This window comes from Burkholderia metallica (genome assembly GCF_902832845.1).
GTDB classification, from domain to species: Bacteria; Pseudomonadota; Gammaproteobacteria; order Burkholderiales; family Burkholderiaceae; genus Burkholderia; species Burkholderia metallica.
In genome coordinates this window covers 71,978-89,486 of sequence record NZ_CADFDB010000003.1, presented here as the reverse complement: position 1 = coordinate 89,486, position 17,509 = coordinate 71,978, and the positions used below count along the sequence as shown (strand labels likewise).

Sequence of the window (17,509 nt, the reverse complement as noted above, 5' to 3'; positions counted from 1 at the left end):
GGGCGGTCGTCCGCTTGCCTGCATCGCGTGGGCGATGCTGCACCTGCACACCGACCGGCCGCACGCCCGCTGCCGCCTTTCGATTCGCGCCGCCATTTGAAAATAACGATTTGACTCATGCCCCGCTTTCGGTTGAAGCTAGTAGCTTGCTGTCCGAAGGGGGCTGTGCCTGCATGAGTTCGACCTTGACCGTTCGTCGTATCGTTGCCGACCAGGGCGGCGTGTATCGCGAACTCCGCGCCGCATCGTTGCGTGAGCCCTATGCGCCCGGCGAAGCGCCGGAGGCCGAATTGCTGAACGTCGAAACGGACGCAGCGTCGGCGATTGCCGCGCAGCGCGCCGTGTCCGACGAATCGACGACTTTCCTGCTGTACACCGAGGGCCATCCGGCCGGCATGATCGGCGCCTATTTCGACAACACGCCCGATCGGCGTGCGTTCGTCAGCGAGCTGTGGGTCGCGCACGCGGTGCGTCATCTGCGCGGCGGCGTGCTGCTGCTGGAGACGGCCACCGCATGGCTCGCCGAGCGCGGCGCGAGCGACGTCTACGCATGGATCGCCGATGCGAACCGCAACGCGATTCGCTTCTACGAGCGCGCGGGTTTCGGCAACACCGGCGAACACGCGCCGATCGCACGGATGCCCGGCGCGATGAAATCGCTGTACGTGTCGCGGGTGAAGCACTGACCCCGCGTCGGAACGCGGGCCGCGCGGCGCGATGAAGGTCCGGCCCGCCTGCCTGCGCGCCAGCCGGTTGTGCAACCGCCCGGGCTGCCGCCACCCGGTTCCCCAAAAATAATGGCCGCGCGCGTGGACGCCTGTAAAATACGCAAAAAATTTTTGCAGAGTGTCCATGTCGCTTAAAAAATCGCCATTCTTCGAGCTGCGCAGCGGATCGGTCGATACGTTGCTGTTCACCGTGAAGACGACCGATCTCGATGCGTTGCGTACCGAACTGGTCAAGCGCTTCGAAGCGACTCCCGAGTTTTTCGCCGACGATGTCGTCGCGATCGACGTCCGCCGCCTGGCTGACGGCGAACGCGTCGCGCTCGCGGACATCCGCCAGATGTTGAACGACGTGCGGATGCGGCCGGTGGGTGTCGTCGCACTGGCCACGCAGGGCTGGGCGGGGGAAGCCGGCCTGCCGTTGCTGGAGGCGCGCGACCGCCGCGCGCCGGCCGCGAAACATACCGACGAAGCGGAACCGGCGGCTGTGCCAGCCGTCGAGCCCGCCGCCGCTGCGGCAGCCGCAGCGGTGCCCGAACAGTCGTCGGACGCCACGCCGACGCTCTCGCAGGCCGGCGGCCAGACGCTGGTGATCGACCGGCCGTTGCGTTCGGGGCAGCAGATTTACGCGAAAGGAGACCTCGTGGTGCTCGCGCCGGTCAGTCACGGTGCGGAAATCATCGCGGAAGGCAACATCCACATCTACGCGCCGTTGCGCGGCCGCGCACTCGCGGGCGTGCACGGCAATCACGACGCGCGCATTTTCTGCACGTGTCTGGAGCCGGAACTGATTTCGATCGCGGGTATCTATCGGACAACCGAGAACCCGCTGCCCGCTGAAGTTCTGGGCAAATCGGTGCAGATCCGGCTCGAAGAGGAAAAACTGATGATCGAACCGCTGCGCCTGACGTAACGACACGCGGTGCGCTCCGGATCGATCGGCTCTCATTGACGAACACAGGGTATTGGGTAAATGGCAAAAATCATCGTGGTGACCTCGGGCAAGGGCGGCGTGGGCAAGACGACGACGAGCGCGAGCTTCGCGTCCGGTCTCGCGCTGCGCGGCCACAAGACGGCCGTGATCGACTTCGACGTCGGCCTGCGCAACCTCGATCTCATCATGGGCTGCGAGCGCCGCGTGGTGTATGACCTCGTGAACGTGATCCAGGGCGAAGCGAACCTGAACCAGGCGCTGATCAAGGACAAGAAGTGCGAGAACCTGTTCATCCTGCCGGCGTCGCAGACGCGCGACAAGGATGCGCTGACCCGCGACGGCGTCGAGAAGGTGCTGAACGACCTCGTCGCGATGGACTTCGAATTCATCGTCTGCGATTCGCCGGCCGGTATCGAGGCGGGCGCGCTGCACGCGATGTACTTCGCGGACGAAGCGCTGATCGTCACGAACCCGGAAGTGTCGTCGGTGCGCGACTCGGACCGCATTCTCGGCATCCTGTCGTCGAAGACGAAGCGCGCGACCGAAGGCAAGGATCCGATCAAGGAGCATCTGCTGATCACGCGCTACAGCCCGAAGCGCGTGAGCGAAGGCGAGATGCTGTCGCTCGAGGACATCAGCGAGATCCTGCGCATCAAGCTGATCGGCGTGGTGCCCGAATCGGAAGCCGTGCTGCATGCGTCGAACCAGGGTCTGCCGGCCGTGCACATCGACGGCACCGACGTCGCTGAAGCGTACAAGGACGTCGTCTCGCGCTTCCTCGGCGAAGACAAGCCGCTGCGCTTCACCGATTACCAGAAGCCGGGCCTGCTGCAGCGCCTCTTCGGCAGCAAGTAACGGAGGCCGCTCATGTCCATCCTTTCGTTTCTCCTCGGCGAGAAGAAGAAGTCCGCATCGGTCGCGAAGGAGCGCCTGCAGCTCATCATCGCGCACGAGCGCGTCGGCGGCCGGCCGCCGGCCGATTACCTGCCGGCGCTGCAGAAGGAGCTGGTCGCGGTCATCTCGAAGTACGTCCAAATTTCGAACGATGACATCCGCGTGAGCCTCGAGCGCCAGGACGATCTCGAAGTCCTCGAAGTGAAGATCGAGATCCCGCAAGCCTGACCGTCGCAGTATCCCCCCGCACGGCGGCATTCGCCGCCGTGCGCGTCTTACGCCCTGTTGCACTTTCGGGCACGCCGTAACACGGCGTCTGTCGGCCGTTACCGCGCCTCCCGCATTGAACGAATACGCTCGCGTAACTTGTTCAACCTGGAGGTTGTGATGGCTGTCTCTACCGTTCAACGTCGTATCGTTTCGCTCGCGCTGTGTGCCGCGGGCCTGTCAGCCGTCGTCGCACCGCTCGCCGCGCATGCGGACGAGATTCTCGTCGGCACGCCCGTGATCGCGCCGCAGGGGCGTGTGGTCGTCGCCGAGCCGGTGGCCGTGCGTACCGAGGAAATCGTCGTCGTTGCGCCGAACGCGCCGCCGCCGGTGCGCTACGAGGTCGTGCCGGCCGCCCGCGTGGGCTACGTGTGGGACCGTGGGCACTGGCACTGGGAGCATGGCCGCTACGTGTGGATCGGCGGCCACTGGGAAGCCGAGCGCGTCGGCATGCGATGGGTGCCGGGCCATTGGGACCAGCGCGGTCCGAACTGGTTCTGGACCCGTGGCCACTGGGCGTGACGGAGGCGGGCGATGAAAAGAACCGCAATCGCCATCGCGCTCGTCGCGATCACGCTGGCCGGCTGCATCGTCGTGCCGGCGCGGCCCGTGTATTACCGGCCGGCCCCCGTCGTGATCTACTGAGCGTCGCGCGGGCCGGGCTGCGCCGGGCCGTTCGTGTCGGCTGCAGCCGGCGCATCGTCGCGCGGCGCCGGTGCGTCAGCCGCGCCATCGACCGCGCCGTCGACAGACACGGCGGCCGTCGCTTCGTTGCCGTCATCGCCTTCGTCGCGCAGCGTGTCGAGCGGATCGGCGGGCGCGGCGGCCGCATCCTGCGGCTCGGTGACGCCGGTTCCCATCGTCATACTTGCCGCCGATGCGGCAGCCGGTTCCGCGGCCGAGACGGGCGGCGCGAGATAGCGCTGGGCGAGCGATTCGTACAGCGGCGGCGCGAAGAAGCGCGATACGCGGCTCGACACCAGAGCGGTCGCCATCAGCGAAATCACGAGCGCGTGACCGTTGATCATCTCCATCACGATCACGAACGACGTGATCGGCGACTGCGTGACGGCCGCCATATAGCCGACCATCGCGAGCGCGATCAGCATCGGCAGGCTCATGTTGCTGAACACCCCATGCAACAGGTTGCCGAACCCGGCGCCGATAGACAGCGACGGCGCGAAGATGCCGCCCGGGATGCCCGGCAGGTACGACGCGACCATCGATGCCATCTTCAGGAACGGATAGAACACCGACAGATGCTGGCTGCCGTCGAGCAGGCCGCGCGCTTCGGCATAGCCGCTGCCGAAAGTCGTGCCGCCCGATACGAGGCCGACGACGGCGATCGTGAAGCCGCACAGCGCGGCGAACGCGATCGGCCGCTCGCGATACAGGTCGAGCAGTCGCGCGGGCAGCCAGCGCCCCGTGTTGAGCAGCAGCCAGCAGAACAGGCCGCCCGCGATCCCCGTCACGATCGCGGTGACCAGCACGGCGAGCGCGAGCAGCTTCGGGAAATGGGGGCCGGCATCGATCGTGCCGAAATACGTGTAATTACCGTTCAGGCCGAGCGCGACGACGCCGGCGAGGATGATCGCGGTGATCAGCACCCCGCTGGCGCGCGCGGAGAAGCTGCGTGTCAGCTCCTCGATCGCGAACACGATCCCGGCGAGCGGCGTATTGAACGCGGCCGACAGCCCGGCCGCCGCGCCGGCCAGTACCAGCTGGCGTTCGATCTGCGCGTTCGAGCGCGGGTAGAAGCGCCGCAGATTGAACATCAGCGCCGCGCCGACCTGCACGGTCGGCCCTTCGCGGCCGATCGTGAAGCCGCCCAGGATGCCCAGGAACGACACCAGCACCTTGCCGAACAGGATGCGCAGCGTTAGCAGCCGGGCGCCGAACGCGCTCGGGCGTGCATGCAGCGTCGCGATCACCTGCGGGATGCCGCTGCCCTCGGCGCCGCGGAAGAAGCGGCGCGTGATCCATACCGACAGCGCGGCGATGGCCGGCGTCAGCAGCAGCGGCAGCCACGCGGCGTGATCGCGCATCGTGCGAAAGGTTTCGTAGCCCCAGTCGATCAGCCTCGCGTAGAGCACGGCCGCGAGGCCGACGACGATGGCGCCGAGCCAGAAAACGCCGTACTGGCGCCAGATTCTCAGCGAGCGGCGGGTGAGGGCGGGAAACAGGGCGGGAAGCGCGGGGCGTGGCATCGACGCTGGCCGGAAGGCAAAAATCGGATTATAAAAAGAACCGGATGCGAGCGGGGCGCGGCAATCATTCGCCGCCAAGATGCATTTTGTTGCAAAAGTAATTCTCGCGTAATGTTCGCGATGGGTAACCATCGTTAGCATGCCAAATTGGCAGGTCTATCCCCACATATCGTGAAACGTATCCTCATCGTGAAAGTGACGTCGCTCGGCGACGTCGTCCAGACGTTGCCCGTCGTCGCCGATCTGCATCGCGCCTTTCCCGGCGTCGTGGTCGACTGGGCGGTGGACGAATCGTGTGCGGAGGTCGTGCGCTGGCATCCGGGCGTCACCCATGTCCTGTGCGCGCCGCTGCGCCGGTTCAAGAAACTGCGCAATCGTGGCGACCTGAAGGCGATCTCGGCGTCGATCGGCGCGCTGCGCGCGCACCGCTACGATGCGGTGATCGACCTGCACGGCGTCTACAAGAGCGCGATCATATCGGCGCTGGCGCGCGCTGCGCGCCGCGTCGGCTACCAGACGCAGGATCTCGGCGAGACGGGCGCACGCTTCGTGTATTCGCATCGTTTCGGCCCGCGGCCGGACTGCGATGCGTGGCACGGGATGCGCGTGAGCGCGGGCGAGGCGCTCGGCTACGTGCCCGAGGGCGTCGCCACCTACGGCATCGTCCCGCCGCAGGACGTGAGCCTGCCGACGGCCTTGGGCGATGACGCTCCGTTCATGCTGCTGTTCCATGCGACGTCCAACCCGGACAAGAAATGGCCGGCCGAGCACTGGGCCGCGCTCGCCACGCAGATGATGGCGCGCGGCGTGCGCGTGCTGTTGCCGTGGGGGTCGGCGGCCGAGCACGACGATGCGCAGGACATCGCCGCGCGCGCGCCGGGCGCGGTCGTGCTGCCCGCGATGACGGTGCGCGAACTCGGCGCGGCGATCGGCCGGGCTGCGCTCGTGGTAGGGGTCGACACGGGGTTCGTGCACATGGCGCGTGCGCTGCAGCGGCCGGCCGTGATGATTTTCGTCGCGACGTCGCGGCACCATTGCGGGATCGGCGGCGCACCGAATGCGCTGTCGATCGGCGAGGCGGGCACGGTGCCGACGGTCGCGCAGGCACTGGATGCGATCGATGCGGTCGCCCCGGCCTACGGCGCGCAGCGCGCGCGGCTGACCGCCTGACGCGGCGCGGCGGGCGTCTCAGGCGAGCAGCGCCTCGACCGTGACGACGGCGGCGATCGCCGCGAGATTCGCCAGCAGCGCCTCGAACACGAGGCCGCGCCACGTCTTCGGCCGGAAGCGCAGCGCGAGCAGCAGTGCGCCACCCAGCGCGAGCGCAAGAATCAGGACGAGATCGGCATTGCCGAGGCGGATGTTCATGGCGGCGGCTCCTTCGGGGCGGGATCCCGGGCGCGCGCGGCGGCGCACCCAGGATCGAGTATAGGCAGCGCCGCCCACCGCACAACCCGGGTCGCCCCGGAGTGTCAGACGAGCGACGCGTCGCGCGTTTCGCGCATCAGCAGCACGCCGATCAGGCTGATGGCCGCCGCCACCGACACATAGCCGCCCACCCACGACAGCCCGCCGCGCGCCGCCAGCAACTGCGCGATATACGGCGCGATCGATGCGCCGAGGATCCCGCCGAGGTTGTACGCGACACCCGCGCCCGTATAGCGGACGTTGGTCGGGAACAGTTCCGGCAGCAGCGCGCCCATCGGCGCGAACGTCACGCCCATCAGGAACAGCTCGATCGTCAGGAACAGCGCGACGAGCGGCATCGAGCCGCTGCCGAGCAGCGGCTCCATCGCGAAACCCGACAGCAGTGCCGCGATCGCACCGACGACGAGCACCGGCTTGCGGCCGAAGCGGTCGGATGCCCACGCGGACAGCGGCGTCGCGAGCCCCATGAACACGACCGCGAAACACAGCAGGCCGAGGAAGCTCTGGCGCGGAATATGCAGCGCCGACACGCCGTACGACAGCGAGAACACCGTCGAGATGTAGAACAGCGTGTAGCAGACGACCATCGCGAGCGCACCGAGCAGCGTCGGCTGCCAGTGTTGCGTGACGAGCGTCGCGACCGGCACGCGCACGCGCTCGTTGCGATCGAGCGCGGCCTGGAACGCGGGCGTTTCGGTGATCTTGAGCCGGACGTACAGGCCGAGCGCGACGAGCACCGCGCTGACGAGGAACGGGATGCGCCAGCCCCAGCTGCGGAACTGCTCGTCGGACAGCGACAGCGCGAGCGCGAAGAACAGGCCGTTCGACATCAGGAAGCCGACCGAGGGCCCGAGCTGCGGGAACATCCCGAACCAGCCGCGCTTGCCCTGCGGCGCATGCTCGGTCGCGAGCAGTGCGGCGCCGCCCCATTCGCCACCGAGGCCGATCCCCTGGCCGAAGCGCAGTACGCACAGCAGCACCGGCGCAAGCGCGCCGATCGTGTCATAGCCGGGCACGAAGCCGATTGCGGTGGTGGATACGCCCATCACGAGCAGTGACGCGACGAGCGTCGACTTGCGGCCGATGCGGTCGCCGAAGTGCCCGAACAGGAACGAGCCGATCGGGCGGGCGATGAACGCGATGCCGAACGTGACGAACGCGGACAGCGCCTGCGCGGTCGCGGAGCCGTGCGGGAAGAAGACCGGGCCGATGACGAGCGCGGCGGCCGTTGCGTACACGTAGAAATCGTAGAACTCGATCGCGGTGCCGATGAAACTCGCGAACACGATGCGCCGGTGGCTGACGGCGCCGGCCGAACCGGTTGCGTGTGCAACGGTCGGGGGGGATGCGGACATGGATGTCTCCGTTTTGTCGTTGGGGCGGTCGGCTGAGCGTGCGGTCGGGCAGGCAGACGCCTGTCGCGGGCAGCCGAGCGAATGATGCGGATGACGCGGTGGCGGCGTGAGCGCGCGCCGTGGCGCGGACGTCACCCGCCGGTCGACGATGGAGACGGGTACGTCGCCGCCGCCCGATGCCGGCATGGTCGGCTCGCATGCCGGGTGCGGCGCGCGAACGTGCGCGCGGCGTGATGGCCGCGCGATTGCGGAAAATTATAGCCAGCGCGGCCGCGCGCCGGCAATCGCGCGGCGGCGGCCGGTCAGTCGATCGATTGCGCCTGCGCCGATGCGGTGCTTTGCAACTGGAAGTGGCCGTCGTCGTTGAACAGCCAGCCTTCCATCAATTCGAGCCGGCCGTTGCCGTCGAGCAGTCGCGACGGGGGCGGCGGCAGCGGCGCCGAGCGGCGCAGCGACGCGAGCGCGAGCGCTTCCGCCTCGCTGTCGCCGTTGCTGCGGTAGACGGACGCGTTGACGAGCCGGCCGCTGCCGTCGACGGTGAAGGCCACGACGACGAGCGAGCGGAGCATCGCCTGAGGTGTGCCGTGCAGCATGCCGGACGGATTGCGTTCGGCGACACGCTGCGCGACTTCGACGCGGTACTGATCGAGGCTGCCGCTGCGGGTGATCGACGGAATCGTCAGGACCGAGCGCAACGACGGAGGCGGCGTGATCGTACACGCCGCGAGCAGGGCGACGGCGGCCAGTGCAACTGCGTGCAGCCGGTCGACGCGCGGACGGGGAAGGGGGCGCATGGGAGGCTAGCCGGAAGTGACTATAAAAAAATGATAGGCGCACGGACGCAAGCCGATATCGGGAGAAACGCATAACGGGCGATACCGGATGTCGCTATCGTTGATGACGACGAGGGCGCGCGCCCGCGCATCGCGTTGTGACGTGACATGTGACGGCATGCTCGCACGGCATACGGAACGAGCGCATCGCAGCATGCGTGATGCAAGCCTGCAAGAAAGACAGACACGCGTGCGGTACGTCAGCCGGTGGCGACGATCCGGCCGGCCCCGGCGATTGCTGCGGGTAGCGCCGCTGCCTGCGCCTGCGCAATCTGCGACGCGTGCTGCCCGGTTCAGAAGCCGTGCGTGACGAGCGACAGGATCGACAGGTCGGGGTGCGTGCCGTCGATGATGCTCTTGCCGATGTGCACGGCTTCGTGGACGGCTTCGTCGAGACTCGCGAAGCTTTCCTCGCCGTCCGCATGGAACGGCACCGCGTGGCCGGGCAAGGCGGGATTCGCGCCCGGATGGCATACGTAGCCGGTGTAGGTGTAGCGCGTGTCGCTGCCGGGCGCGGCGGCCGGCACGACATGGATCTCGAAGCCTTCGTAATCGACGGATTCCGTCGGGGTCGACAGTTCGGTCATGGCGATCTCCGTGTACCGCACGCAGGGGTGGCGCGCGCGGCATCGAGTACGCGGCGGCGGTCGTGTCGCCGTGATGATCGAATTCTAGGTGATCGGGCGGCCGGCGGGGAGGCTACCGGCGCGGTGCGGCGCGACGACGGGCCGCTGCTCGTGCCTGCTGCTCAGGTGCCGCGCGAGGCCCGGCGTGAACATCCGGGCCGATTCGACGAGCGCGTTCGCGCGCGGCGCCGCATCATGGCTTGCAGCGCGCGTCCTTGCGCTGCACGACGATGATCACCGGGTATTTCTGGCCGTGATCGAGTTCCACGCGTGCGACGACGGTCAGCGTCGCCGGATCGGAATCGTCGTACACGCTGACCTGTTCGTTCCGGAGGTAGGTCACGCCGGTGCAGTTCGACGTGCGCCCGTCGTCGCCCACCTTGCACTGGAGGTCGTTGTCCTTCAGGTAGTTGTAGGGCGACGGGCTCGCGAGATATTCGCTCAGGCCGCGCGGCGAACCGCCGACGCCGGTCACGTTTGCGATCGCGCAAGACGCTTGCGCGTCGCTGCCGGCGGCGGTGTCGGCCGTCGCCTGCGTGCCGACGGCAACCAGCAGCGCGGCGAGCGACGAGACGATGAAGGGCTTCATGACGTGGTTTCCCGTTTCGCGGATCGGAGCGCCGGATTGTAACGGCATCCGGCGCGACGCGTCGCGACGACGGGGAAGGGTGTGGGCGGACAACAAAAAACCCCGTCATTCGGCGAATGGACGGGGCTTGGCGAACTTCCTGGCGGAAGCGGTGAGATTCGAACTCACGGACAGTTTCCCGTCGCCGGTTTTCAAGACCGGTGCCTTAAACCGCTCGGCCACGCTTCCACGAGGCGGCATTGTAACCGAAATGCCGCGATGTTCATTCCTTCAATCGTCGCGCAGGAACAATTCCTGCAGGTCGTTGAGGAAACGCTGGCCGAGCGGCGTCGGCGCGATCTGCGCGAAATCGCGCGCGATCAGCCCGCGCCGTTCCGCTTCCTGCAGCGCGGGCTCGATCGTGCTCATCGGCAGGCCCGTGCGTTCGGCGAAGCTGTGCACCGGGAAGCCTTCGACGAGCCGCAGCGTATTCAGCATGAATTCGAACGGCAGGTCGCGCGCGCCGACTTCGCGCTCTTCCTGTACGGCCGTGCCGGCCATCGCCTGCTCGATGAACGTCGCCGGATGCTTGTAGCGTGCCTGCCGCAGAATCCGGTTCGGGAACGACAGCTTCGTGTGGGCGCCTGCACCGATCCCGAGATAGTCGCCGAAGCGCCAGTAGTTCAGGTTGTGCTTGCACTGATGATTCGGTTTCGCATACGCGGACACCTCGTAGCGCCCGTAGCCGGCTTCGGCCGTGCGCGCATGAATCCATTCCTGCATGTCGGCCGATGCGTCGTCGTCGGGCACCACCGGCGGAAACTTCGCGAACAGCGTGTTCGGCTCGAGCGTCAGGTGATACAGCGACAGATGCGGCGGCGCGTACGACAGCGCGGTCTCGATGTCGGTGCGGCATTCGTCGAGCGTCTGGTTCGGCAGCGCGAACATCAGGTCGAGGTTGAAGTTGTCGAAGTTCTTCGCGGCGATCTCGACGGCCGCGCGTGCCTGCGCAGTGTCGTGAATCCGGCCGAGCGCCTTCAGGTGCGTTTCGTTGAAGCTCTGAATGCCGACCGACAGGCGATTCACGCCGCTCGCGCGGAACTGCGCGAACTTCGCGGCCTCGAACGTGCCCGGATTCGCCTCGAGCGTGATTTCGGCATCGGCGTCGAGCGGCAGGAGCGCGCGCACGTCGGACAGCAGCCGGTCGAGGCCGGCCGCCGACAGCAGGCTCGGCGTGCCGCCGCCGATGAACACCGTATGCACCTGCCGACCCCACACGAGCGGCAGCGCCTGCTCGAGATCGGCGCGCACGGCGTCGAGATACTCGGTTTCCGGAAACCGTTCGCCTTTCCATTCGTGCGAGTTGAAATCGCAGTACGGGCACTTGCGCACGCACCACGGAAAATGCACGTACAACGCAAGCGGCGGCAGCGACGTGAGCCGCACCTGGCCTGGCGACGTGAAGGTCGCGACGACGCGCGCGCCGGTGTCCGCAGCCTGGCTCATGCGGCCTCCGGCGGCAAATCGATGGCGGGGACGTTCATGCCTGTTCCTCTGCGAGGCGCGCGAGCAGCGCCTTCAGCGCGAGTGCGCGATGGCTGTGCGTGTTCTTCACGGCCGGCTCGAGTTCGGCGGCCGTCGCGCCGAGCGCCGGCACGTAGAAATACGGGTCGTAGCCGAATCCGTGCTCACCGCGCGGCGTATCGACGATCTCGCCCGTCCAGCGCCCTTCGGCGAACAGCGGTTCCGGATCGTCCGCATGGCGCACCAGCGCGAGCACGCAGCAATAGTATGCGCGCCGGTCGTCGACGTCGTGCAACTGCTCGACGAGATACGCGTTGTTCGCCGCGTCGCCCTTGTCGCGGCCCGCGCGCTGCGCGTAGCGCGCCGAATAGACGCCCGGCGCGCCGCGCAGCACGCGCACGCACAGGCCCGAATCGTCGGCGATCGCCGGCAGCCCGGTGAGCCGCGACGCGTGGCGCGCCTTCGTCAGCGCGTTCTCGATGAACGTGCCGAACGGCTCCTCCGCCTCGGGCACCGCGAGGTCGCCCTGCGGGACGATTTCGATGCCGACCGTCGAGAACAGCGCGGTGAATTCGCGCAGCTTGCCGGGGTTGTTCGACGCAAGAACGATGCGCGACAGCGGCGCGATGGTGTGGTCGTCCTGCATGTCAGGCGCCCAGCACGTCTTTCTGGAGCTGCACGAGCTCGGCGATCCCGCCCTGGGCGAGATCGAGCAGCGCGTTCATCTCGGCGCGCGAGAACGGCGCGCCTTCGGCCGTGCCCTGGACTTCGACGAAGCCGCCTGCGCCCGTCATCACGACGTTCATGTCGGTGTCGCAGCGCGAATCTTCCGCGTAATCGAGGTCGAGCACGGGCGCGCCTTCGTACACGCCGACCGAAATCGCGGCGACGTGGTCGGTGATCGGCGAGCGCGTGAGCTTGCCGGCCGCGAGCAGCGTCGACACGGCATCGTGCGCGGCGACGAACGCACCGGTGATGCTGGCCGTGCGCGTGCCGCCGTCGGCCTGGATCACGTCGCAGTCGATGTGGATCGTGCGCGGGCCGAGCGCCTCGAGGTCGAACACCGCGCGCAGCGCGCGGCCGATCAGGCGCTGAATTTCCTGCGTGCGGCCGGTCTGCTTGCCGCGCGCGGCTTCGCGGTCGCTGCGCGTGTGCGTCGCGCGCGGCAGCATCCCGTATTCGGCGGTCAGCCAGCCTTGCCCGCGGTCGCGCAGGAAGTCGGGCACGCGTTCGGAGACGCTCGCGGTGCAGAGCACCTTGGTGTCGCCGAATTCGACCAGCACCGAGCCTTCGGCATGTTTCGTGTAGTGGCGCGTGAGGGCGACCTTGCGCAGTGCGTCGGCGCGGCGGCCGCTCGGGCGGGAAACGGAGGACGTCATGTGGGAATCGCGGAACGGGAGGAAACCCCGATTTTAGCGCCGAACGGCCGTCGTGCCCGGCGAGGGGGGCCGCAAAAATGGGATAATGCGCGCTTCCCGCCCCGCGCTTTCCGATGCGCCGGGCGCCTCGACATATCCCCGCCCGCAAGGGCACCCAGACGGCGAGACGAACCATGATCTACAGCATGACGGGCTACGCGAGCGCGACGCGCGAACTCGCGACGGCCACCGGCAACGGCGGCACGAGCGTGTCGGTCGAACTGCGCACCGTGAACTCGCGTTTCCTCGACCTGAATTTCCGGATGCCGGACGACGTGCGCGCGTGCGAGCCGGCGCTGCGCGAAATGCTGATGAACAAGCTGTCGCGCGGCAAGGTCGACATCCGCATCAACCTGCAGCGCGGCGAGCAGAGCATCGGCGCGGGCGCGCTGAACCAGTCGGCGCTCGGGCAACTCGCCGAGCTCGAACGCTCGGTGCTCGACACGTTCCCGGGCGTCGGCCGCCTGCGCGCGGGCGAGATCCTGCGCTGGCCCGGCGTGATCGCCGAGAGCGGCGTGTCGGCGGAAGCGATCCGCGACGCGGTGCTCGCATGCGGCAAGGAAGCGATCGGCGAGCTCGTGGTCGTGCGTTCGCGCGAAGGCGCGCAACTGGCGACGATGCTGCTGTCGAACGTCACGGAAATGGAAGCGATCGTCGCGCGCATCACGCCGCTCGTGCCGGAGCTGATCGCGAAGCACCAGCAGAAGATTGTCGAGCGGCTGCAGGAAGCGCTCGGCATCGCGGCGCCCGAAGGCAGCGCGCCGATCGTTACGCGCGAGGAAGCCGCGGAGCGTATTCGTCAGGAAGTGACGATGTACGGGATCCGGATAGACATCGCGGAAGAGCTGTCGCGGCTCACCGCGCACCTGAACGAAACGCGTCACGTGATCGAGAAGGGCGGCCGCGTCGGCAAGCGTCTCGACTTCATGATGCAGGAACTGAATCGCGAAGCGAACACGCTCGGCTCGAAGGCGGCGGCGAAGGAGCTGGCCGACGCATCGATGGCGCTCAAGCTGTTGATCGAGCAGATGCGAGAGCAAGTGCAAAACCTGGAGTAAAGCAACATGACCGAATCCCATCGCGACGGCCACGCGTCGCATGCGCTGCACGGCGGCGTCTATCCCGGCAACCTGTTCATGGTCGTCGCGCCGTCGGGCGCCGGCAAATCGACGCTGGTGAATGCGCTGCTGTCGAAGGACAGCGACATCTGCCTGTCGATCTCGTACACGACGCGCAAGCCGCGCCCGGGCGAGCAGGATGGCCAGCACTACCATTTCACGACGGTCGAGGATTTCCGCGCGCGCCACGCGGCGCACGAATTCCTCGAGAGCGCGGAAGTGCACGGCAACTACTACGGCACGTCGCGCGTCTGGATCGAAGAGCAGATGAAGAACGGCCACGACGTGCTGCTCGAAATCGACTGGCAGGGTGCGTTGCAGGTGAAGAAGCAGTTCCGCAACGCGGTCGGCATCTTCATCCTGCCGCCGTCGCTCGACGCGCTCGAGGAGCGCCTGAAGAAGCGCGGCCAGGACGAACCGAACGTGATCACGCGTCGCCTGCTGGCCGCCGGCAGCGAGATCGCGCACGCGTCCGAAGCGGAATACGTGGTGATCAACGAGAATTTCGAGCGTGCGCTCGCGGAGCTCGAATGCATCGTCGCGGCCACGCGCCTGCGCTTCGCTTCGCAGTACGCGCGACACACGGAGCTGTTCATCGAGCTCGGCATCCATCTGCCCCATGCGGAATGACGCGGGGTACGAGGGACATAAGGTAGAATAAGGACTATATTCAGAAGGAATTACCAACATGGCTCGCATTACCGTCGAAGACTGCCTGAAGCAAATCCCGAACCGCTTCGAACTGGCGCTCGCCGCCACCTATCGCGCGCGGCAGCTCGCGCAAGGCCATACGCCGAAGATCGAAAGCCGCGACAAGCCGACCGTCGTCGCGCTGCGCGAAATCGCTGCCGGCCAGGTCGGCGTCGAGATGCTGAAGAAGGTGCCGGTGTAACGCGCATCCGGCCCGTTCCTGCCATGTAATCCACGCGCGCAACGACTCGACCTGGAGGCGAATATGAGCACCACCCCATCGTCCGCCTCCGCGGATTCGATCACCGAAGCCACGGCCCAGTCGCCTGCGCGCCAGTACATCGACGCGGTCCTCGAACAGTCCTTCCGGCATCTGTTCGGGCCGACCGCCACCCCGGAGCAGCCGCGCAAGCACGGCGTCGTTTCGATCGCGAAACTGACGGCCGCGCTTGCCGAGTATCTCCCTCCGGAAGAAATCAAAGAGGTCAAGGCGGCGTTCCACTTCAGCGACGAAGCCCACCTCGGTCAATATCGCCAGAGCGGCGAACCCTACATCACCCATCCCGTCGCCGTCGCGGAAATCTGCGCCGGCTGGAAGCTCGACGCGCAGGCCGTCATGGCCGCGCTCCTCCACGACGTGATGGAAGACCAGGGCGTGACCAAGAGCGAGCTGGCCGAACGGTTCGGCCCGAAGGTCGCCGAACTGGTCGACGGCCTGTCGAAGCTCGACAAGATGGAGTTCCGCAGTCGCGAGGAAGCACAGGCGGAAAACTTCCGCAAGATGCTGCTCGCGATGGCACGCGACGTGCGCGTCATTCTCGTCAAGCTCGCCGACCGCCTGCACAACATGCGTACGCTGGGCGCGGTGCCGATGGAAAAGCGTCGTCGCGTCGCACGGGAAACGCTCGACATCTACGCGCCGATCGCGCACCGCCTCGGGTTGAACAACACGTATCGCGAGCTGCAGGACATGAGCTTCGCGAACTTCAACCCGCATCGCTACGCGACGCTCGAGAAGGCCGTGAAAGCGGCGCGCGGCAACCGCCGCGAAGTGATCAGCAAGATCCTCGAGGCCGCGCAGCGCGCGATGGCCGATGCGAAGATCGATGCAGAGATCACCGGCCGCGAAAAGACGATCTACAGCGTGTACCGCAAGATGCGCGACAAGCAGCTGTCGTTCTCGCAGGTGCTCGACGTGTACGGTTTTCGCGTCGTCGTCGACAGTGCGCTCGACTGCTATACGTGCATCGGCGCGTTGCACGCGCTGTACAAGCCCGTGCCCGGCAAGTTCAAGGACTACATCGCGATCCCGAAGATCAACGGCTATCAGTCGCTGCACACGACGCTCGTCGGCCCGTTCGGCGCCCCGATCGAGTTCCAGGTGCGCACGCGCAAGATGCACGAGATCGCCGAGGCAGGGGTCGCCGCGCACTGGCTGTACAAGAACGGCAGCGCCGATCTCAGCGACGTGCAGAAGCGCGCGCACCAGTGGCTGAAGTCGCTGCTCGACATCCAGAGCGAAGCCGGCGATTCGAGCGAATTCCTCGAGCACGTGAAGATCGACCTGTTCCCGGATGCGGTCTACGTGTTCACGCCGAAGTCGAAGATCATGGCGCTGCCGCGCGGCGCGACGGCACTCGATTTCGCGTATTCGATCCACAGCGATCTCGGCAACCAGTGCGTGGCCGTGAAGATCAACAACGAGCTGCTGCCGCTGCGCACCGAGCTGAAGAGCGGCGATATCGTCGAGGTGATCACCGCGCCGTATTCGAAGCCGAACCCCGCATGGCTCGGTTTCGTGCGTACCGGCAAGGCGCGCTCGGCGATCCGTCACTACCTGAAGACGATGCGCCTGAACGAGTCCGTGCAGCTCGGCGAGCGACTGGTCGACCAGAGCCTGAAGGGCTACGGTCTCGCGCTGGCAGATGTCGAGCCGGAAGTGTGGGAGAAGCTCGTGCAGTGGACGGGCAACAAGAGCCGCCAGGAAATCTTCGCGGACATTGGCCTCGGCCGCCGCGTGGCTGCGGTCATGGCCAAGCGCATCGAGGTGCTGATGAGCGGCCGCGATGCCGACGACGATCTGCCGAAGTCCGAGCGGCATCCCGCGCACCATGCGCCGCCGGTCGTGATTACCGGCACCGAAGGGATGTCCGTGCAGTTGTCCGCGTGCTGCCGGCCGATTCCGGGCGACGCGATCATGGGCTACATCGGCATCGGCCTGGGGATGGCGATTCATACGACCGATTGCCGCGTCGCACAGCGGATCCATCGCCGCGACCCGGGCCGCTGGATCGACGTCGAGTGGGCGCCGCAGCCGGGCCGCCTGTTCGATGTCGCGGTGAAGGCGCTCGTGAAGAATGCGAAGGGCATCTTTGCGCGCGTGGCGGCGGATATAACATCGGCCGACGCGAACATCGTGCATATCGCGATGGACGAGGATCTGACACACGAATCGACGGTGCTGCGCTTCGTGATCCAGGTGAGCGACCGCGTGCATCTCGCGAACGTGATGCGGCGCGTGCGAACCAATCCGGACGTGATGCGGATCATGCGCGAGCGTTCGACCGACGACGGCGCGCATGCGCGGCACGACGGCGGGATGCGCATCGAGCGCGAGCGGCAGGATTATTGACGCTTGCCTGGGTAGGCGATCGATCGACGGCGGCCGATGGCCGCCGTTTTCATTTGTGCTGCCGCGAGCGCGAGCGGGCGGCGTGGCCGGCGCTTAGTCGAAAAGGCGCGCCGCGCGACCGTGGTCATGCCGCAAATGCCGATAGGGGGGGCGGAAAAGAAAAAGGGCTTTCCCGGAGGAAAGCCCTTTTAAGGTGGCGCGGCTGGCAGGATTCGAACCCACGACCCCTTGGTTCGTAGCCAAGTACTCTATCCAACTGAGCTACAGCCGCACGCAAAACGGTACTTCTC

Annotated in this window: 19 protein-coding genes and 2 tRNA genes; 10 read left to right on the top strand and 11 right to left on the bottom strand. The window is 66.9% G+C overall.

The window, feature by feature from the left end; genetic code table 11:
* Positions 1-173: 173 nt before the first annotated feature.
* The 5 genes from HWX08_RS10555 to HWX08_RS10535 all read left to right on the top strand — a co-directional run bounded on the left by HWX08_RS10555 (position 174) and on the right by HWX08_RS10535 (position 3,342).
* A complete protein-coding gene (locus HWX08_RS10555) occupies positions 174-686 on the top strand; it encodes a GNAT family N-acetyltransferase (RefSeq protein WP_069256030.1) in 513 nt (170 codons plus the stop codon).
* A 166-nt stretch (positions 687-852) separates the two neighbouring features.
* Complete coding sequence (minC, locus tag HWX08_RS10550) at positions 853-1,638, top strand: septum site-determining protein MinC (protein WP_069256031.1); 786 nt, start codon at positions 853-855, stop codon at positions 1,636-1,638.
* Positions 1,639-1,698: 60 nt separating this feature from the next.
* Positions 1,699-2,514, top strand: a complete 816-nt coding sequence (minD, locus tag HWX08_RS10545; protein ID WP_059235599.1) for a septum site-determining protein MinD — start codon at positions 1,699-1,701, stop codon at positions 2,512-2,514.
* A 12-nt stretch (positions 2,515-2,526) separates the two neighbouring features.
* Positions 2,527-2,781 (top strand): cell division topological specificity factor MinE, encoded by a 255-nt coding sequence (gene minE / locus HWX08_RS10540; protein ID WP_006400798.1) that lies wholly within the window; start codon positions 2,527-2,529, stop codon positions 2,779-2,781.
* Between the two features lie 159 nt (positions 2,782-2,940).
* A complete protein-coding gene (locus tag HWX08_RS10535; RefSeq protein WP_107310942.1) occupies positions 2,941-3,342 on the top strand; it encodes a YXWGXW repeat-containing protein in 402 nt (133 codons plus the stop codon).
* Between the two features lie 116 nt (positions 3,343-3,458).
* Here HWX08_RS10535 and HWX08_RS10530 read toward each other — a convergent pair whose 3' ends face one another.
* Positions 3,459-5,027 carry a chloride channel protein gene (locus HWX08_RS10530; RefSeq protein WP_174919506.1) on the bottom strand — a complete coding sequence of 523 codons (1,569 nt, stop codon included), beginning with the start codon at positions 5,025-5,027 and terminating at the stop codon, positions 3,459-3,461.
* Between the two features lie 171 nt (positions 5,028-5,198).
* Between HWX08_RS10530 and waaC the strand changes: the two genes are divergently transcribed.
* The gene (waaC, locus tag HWX08_RS10525) at positions 5,199-6,197 is read left to right on the top strand and encodes a lipopolysaccharide heptosyltransferase I (RefSeq protein ID WP_174919505.1); all 999 of its coding nucleotides are present in this window, start codon (positions 5,199-5,201) and stop codon (positions 6,195-6,197) included.
* 18 nt (positions 6,198-6,215) lie between these two features.
* On the opposite strand, the gene HWX08_RS10520 is transcribed toward waaC, so the two are convergent.
* The 9 genes from HWX08_RS10520 to rph all read right to left on the bottom strand — a co-directional run bounded on the left by HWX08_RS10520 (position 6,216) and on the right by rph (position 12,740).
* Positions 6,216-6,395, bottom strand: a complete 180-nt coding sequence (locus tag HWX08_RS10520) for a hypothetical protein (RefSeq protein ID WP_021164136.1) — start codon at positions 6,393-6,395, stop codon at positions 6,216-6,218.
* Positions 6,396-6,499: 104 nt separating this feature from the next.
* On the bottom strand, positions 6,500-7,810 hold the full coding sequence (locus HWX08_RS10515) for an MFS transporter (RefSeq protein WP_174919504.1): 1,311 nt from the start codon (positions 7,808-7,810) through the stop codon (positions 6,500-6,502).
* 302 nt (positions 7,811-8,112) lie between these two features.
* Positions 8,113-8,604 (bottom strand): energy transducer TonB family protein, encoded by a 492-nt coding sequence (locus HWX08_RS10510; protein WP_069256036.1) that lies wholly within the window; start codon positions 8,602-8,604, stop codon positions 8,113-8,115.
* 332 nt (positions 8,605-8,936) lie between these two features.
* Positions 8,937-9,230: a hypothetical protein gene (locus HWX08_RS10505; protein WP_174919503.1), complete on the bottom strand. Its 294-nt coding sequence runs from the start codon at positions 9,228-9,230 to the stop codon at positions 8,937-8,939.
* 232 nt (positions 9,231-9,462) lie between these two features.
* Positions 9,463-9,858, bottom strand: coding sequence for a hypothetical protein (locus tag HWX08_RS10500; RefSeq protein WP_174919502.1), 396 nt, complete (start codon positions 9,856-9,858; stop codon positions 9,463-9,465).
* Between the two features lie 140 nt (positions 9,859-9,998).
* Positions 9,999-10,086, bottom strand: a tRNA-Ser gene (locus tag HWX08_RS10495).
* A 42-nt stretch (positions 10,087-10,128) separates the two neighbouring features.
* Positions 10,129-11,343 carry a radical SAM family heme chaperone HemW gene (gene hemW, locus HWX08_RS10490; protein ID WP_107310949.1) on the bottom strand — a complete coding sequence of 405 codons (1,215 nt, stop codon included), beginning with the start codon at positions 11,341-11,343 and terminating at the stop codon, positions 10,129-10,131.
* 34 nt (positions 11,344-11,377) lie between these two features.
* A complete protein-coding gene (rdgB, locus tag HWX08_RS10485; protein WP_174919501.1) occupies positions 11,378-12,007 on the bottom strand; it encodes an RdgB/HAM1 family non-canonical purine NTP pyrophosphatase in 630 nt (209 codons plus the stop codon).
* 1 nt (position 12,008) lies between these two features.
* Positions 12,009-12,740: a ribonuclease PH gene (rph, locus tag HWX08_RS10480; protein WP_107310951.1), complete on the bottom strand. Its 732-nt coding sequence runs from the start codon at positions 12,738-12,740 to the stop codon at positions 12,009-12,011.
* Positions 12,741-12,913: 173 nt separating this feature from the next.
* Between rph and HWX08_RS10475 the strand changes: the two genes are divergently transcribed.
* The 4 genes from HWX08_RS10475 (at position 12,914) to HWX08_RS10460 (ending at position 17,219) form a co-directional block, all read left to right on the top strand.
* Complete coding sequence (locus tag HWX08_RS10475; RefSeq protein ID WP_107310952.1) at positions 12,914-13,837, top strand: YicC/YloC family endoribonuclease; 924 nt, start codon at positions 12,914-12,916, stop codon at positions 13,835-13,837.
* A 6-nt stretch (positions 13,838-13,843) separates the two neighbouring features.
* Positions 13,844-14,527: a guanylate kinase gene (gene gmk, locus HWX08_RS10470; protein ID WP_069256043.1), complete on the top strand. Its 684-nt coding sequence runs from the start codon at positions 13,844-13,846 to the stop codon at positions 14,525-14,527.
* A gap of 58 nt (positions 14,528-14,585) precedes the next feature.
* The gene (gene rpoZ, locus HWX08_RS10465) at positions 14,586-14,789 is read left to right on the top strand and encodes a DNA-directed RNA polymerase subunit omega (RefSeq protein ID WP_006025620.1); all 204 of its coding nucleotides are present in this window, start codon (positions 14,586-14,588) and stop codon (positions 14,787-14,789) included.
* Between the two features lie 63 nt (positions 14,790-14,852).
* Complete coding sequence (locus HWX08_RS10460; RefSeq protein WP_069256044.1) at positions 14,853-17,219, top strand: RelA/SpoT family protein; 2,367 nt, start codon at positions 14,853-14,855, stop codon at positions 17,217-17,219.
* Between the two features lie 194 nt (positions 17,220-17,413).
* On the opposite strand, the gene HWX08_RS10455 is transcribed toward HWX08_RS10460, so the two are convergent.
* Positions 17,414-17,490, bottom strand: a tRNA-Arg gene (locus HWX08_RS10455).
* Between the last annotated feature and the right edge of the window lie 19 nt (positions 17,491-17,509).

Excerpts from the sequence above, each read along its gene's own strand:
- minC (WP_069256031.1), top strand. The coding sequence starts at position 853 with ATGTCGCTTAAAAAATCGCCATTCTTCGAGCTGCGCAGCGGATCGGTC.
- HWX08_RS10510 (WP_069256036.1), bottom strand. The coding sequence starts at position 8,604 with ATGCGCCCCCTTCCCCGTCCGCGCGTCGACCGGCTGCACGCAGTTGCA.
- HWX08_RS10505 (WP_174919503.1), bottom strand. The coding sequence starts at position 9,230 with ATGACCGAACTGTCGACCCCGACGGAATCCGTCGATTACGAAGGCTTC.
- HWX08_RS10520 (WP_021164136.1), bottom strand. The coding sequence starts at position 6,395 with ATGAACATCCGCCTCGGCAATGCCGATCTCGTCCTGATTCTTGCGCTC.
- minD (WP_059235599.1), top strand. The coding sequence starts at position 1,699 with ATGGCAAAAATCATCGTGGTGACCTCGGGCAAGGGCGGCGTGGGCAAG.
- rph (WP_107310951.1), bottom strand. The coding sequence starts at position 12,740 with ATGACGTCCTCCGTTTCCCGCCCGAGCGGCCGCCGCGCCGACGCACTG.
- HWX08_RS10535 (WP_107310942.1), top strand. The coding sequence starts at position 2,941 with ATGGCTGTCTCTACCGTTCAACGTCGTATCGTTTCGCTCGCGCTGTGT.
- HWX08_RS10500 (WP_174919502.1), bottom strand. The coding sequence starts at position 9,858 with ATGAAGCCCTTCATCGTCTCGTCGCTCGCCGCGCTGCTGGTTGCCGTC.
- HWX08_RS10460 (WP_069256044.1), top strand. The coding sequence starts at position 14,853 with ATGAGCACCACCCCATCGTCCGCCTCCGCGGATTCGATCACCGAAGCC.
- HWX08_RS10530 (WP_174919506.1), bottom strand. The coding sequence starts at position 5,027 with ATGCCACGCCCCGCGCTTCCCGCCCTGTTTCCCGCCCTCACCCGCCGC.
- HWX08_RS10475 (WP_107310952.1), top strand. The coding sequence starts at position 12,914 with ATGATCTACAGCATGACGGGCTACGCGAGCGCGACGCGCGAACTCGCG.
- minE (WP_006400798.1), top strand. The coding sequence starts at position 2,527 with ATGTCCATCCTTTCGTTTCTCCTCGGCGAGAAGAAGAAGTCCGCATCG.
- HWX08_RS10515 (WP_174919504.1), bottom strand. The coding sequence starts at position 7,810 with ATGTCCGCATCCCCCCCGACCGTTGCACACGCAACCGGTTCGGCCGGC.
- gmk (WP_069256043.1), top strand. The coding sequence starts at position 13,844 with ATGACCGAATCCCATCGCGACGGCCACGCGTCGCATGCGCTGCACGGC.
- HWX08_RS10555 (WP_069256030.1), top strand. The coding sequence starts at position 174 with ATGAGTTCGACCTTGACCGTTCGTCGTATCGTTGCCGACCAGGGCGGC.
- rpoZ (WP_006025620.1), top strand. The coding sequence starts at position 14,586 with ATGGCTCGCATTACCGTCGAAGACTGCCTGAAGCAAATCCCGAACCGC.
- hemW (WP_107310949.1), bottom strand. The coding sequence starts at position 11,343 with ATGAGCCAGGCTGCGGACACCGGCGCGCGCGTCGTCGCGACCTTCACG.
- rdgB (WP_174919501.1), bottom strand. The coding sequence starts at position 12,007 with ATGCAGGACGACCACACCATCGCGCCGCTGTCGCGCATCGTTCTTGCG.